2 protein-coding genes are annotated in these 2,043 nt (G+C 48.9%); both read left to right on the forward strand.

The genetic code is table 11. The annotated features are described in order from the left end of the window. A partial coding sequence (locus IEV46_RS17705) for a condensation domain-containing protein (protein WP_188433930.1) occupies window positions 1–459 on the forward strand: 459 nt, incomplete at its 5' end. Window positions 460–513: 54 nt separating this feature from the next. Next, the coding region (locus IEV46_RS17710) for a condensation domain-containing protein (protein ID WP_229736209.1) at window positions 514–2,043 on the forward strand (1,530 nt) is incomplete at its 3' end.

Raw genomic sequence — 2,043 nt, forward strand, 5'->3', positions numbered from 1 at the left:
GATCCGGGGACAGTGATCAAGGAAGTGAAGGAGACTTTGCGCCGGGTGCCCCATAAAGGGGTGGGGTATGGAGTCCGGCGGTATCTGCAGGGGAAGAGAGGGAAACTCCAACCCGGGATCAGCTTCAACTACCTGGGACAGTTGGATCAGACAGGTGCCATCAGCTTTTCCACCTTGCCTGGGGGAGACCCGATTCATTTAGAAAACCGCCGCGCACACGATATTGAGATCACCGGTGTGGTTTTAAATCAACAGATGAATATCAGGTTTGAATACCCTTCGGCATCTTGGATGAAAGAAGTTTATGAGTTGTCCGCGGCTTATAAAAGGAACCTTCAAGTCCTGCTTCGCCATTGTATACAGAAGCAAGATCCGGAACAGACCCCAAGCGATTTCAGTGCCGATAAACTTACATTTGACGAGCTGGAGCACATTACCCGATTGGCGAAAAATTTGTGATTGGAAGCCGGATGCTTGCTTTCCCGGCAGTAAACAAAGGGGAAGGTGAGAAGGTTGAGTGGAAACAAGATTGTGGATGTATACGACTTGTCTCCCATGCAAGAAGGAATGCTCTTTCACTCCATCTATGAAGACAGTTATGCATATTTCGAACAGATGGACTTGGAGATCGATGGCCGGCTTGATCCGGTTGCATTAGAAAAGGCGATGAACCTTCAAATTATCCGGCATGATATTCTCCGCACGTTCTTTGTTTATGATCAGGTTGAGTACCCCCGTCAAGTGGTGTTGACGGAACGACCGGTGAAGGTCCAAGCATTTGATCTTCGCAATCAAACCCTGAAAGAACAGGAAGAAGCGATTCAGCAATTCAAAGCGAAAGATCGCAACAAGGGGTTTGATTTGTCAAAAGACACCCTGATTCGGCTGGCACTTTTTCGGCTCGATGAGGAAAAACATCGCATGATCTGGAGTTTTCACCATATTTTATTGGACGGCTGGTCCTTGGGATTGGTATTGAGAGACCTCTTTGAAGCATACCGTGCTATCCTTTCCGGTGGTGAACCAAATCGAAAGCCGTCTCCTCCGTTCAGCCGTTTCATTCGTCATTTGAAGCGACAGGACACTTCTGAAGCCGCCTCGTTTTGGAAGGGGCTTCTCGAAGGATATAATCAAGCCGTTTCTCTTCCTTCGTCACGCAAGAGATCCCCCAGCAAAAATGGAGATTCACAGGAAGCATGCTTCCGGTTGGATGCCGGATTGAGCCGACAATTAAAGGAGTTGGCTCAAAGTCGAAAAGTGACTATGAACACTCTCTTTCGTGGGTTGTGGGGAATGTTGCTCTCCACTTATAACCGGACAGATGATGTTGTGTTCGGGTCGATTGTTTCCGGACGTCCATCGGATTTGGAAAAAGTGGAAGAGATGGTTGGAGTTTTGATCAATGCCGTTCCGGTTCGGTGGACACGGAAGAAAGACGACAGCTTCCTGGACCTGATTGATAGACTTCAGGAACAGGCGATCAGCTCCGAACCGTATCAACACCTTTCCTTGGCTCAGATTCAATCCAACGTCGGTTGGGACCGGAGTATGGTTTCTCATTTACTGGTCTATGAAAACTACCCGGTGGATTCTTCTATCAAGGATGAACACTTCCGGGATAAATTCGGCTTTGAGGTATCCGGGTTTCAAATGTTCGATCAGACGAGCTATGACCTGAATGTACTGATCGGTCCCGGAGAAGAATTGGTGTTTCGGTTTTTGTTCAATCCATCTGTATATGATCTGGCGGATATACAAACCTATTATCGTCATTTGGAAGTATTGGCCGAAAAGATTGTCCAACAACCGGATCTGCCTTTGGATCGTCTCACCTGGTTGCCAACAGAGGAAAAAGACCGTCTATTACACACCTTTAACGACACCCAGGCGTCGTACCCGAAGGATGCGACCTTGGTCTCGCTGTTTGAGGAACAGGCAGCCCGTCAGGGGGACCGGGTGGCAGTGAAAAGGGGAGAGAGGGTTCTCACCTACCGGGAGTTGAACGAAGAGGCCAACCGGCTGGCCCATGCCCTGCGGGAGCGG

The sequence above is a fragment of the Kroppenstedtia guangzhouensis genome (assembly GCF_014637345.1).
GTDB classification, from domain to species: domain Bacteria; phylum Bacillota; class Bacilli; order Thermoactinomycetales; family DSM-45169; genus Kroppenstedtia; species Kroppenstedtia guangzhouensis.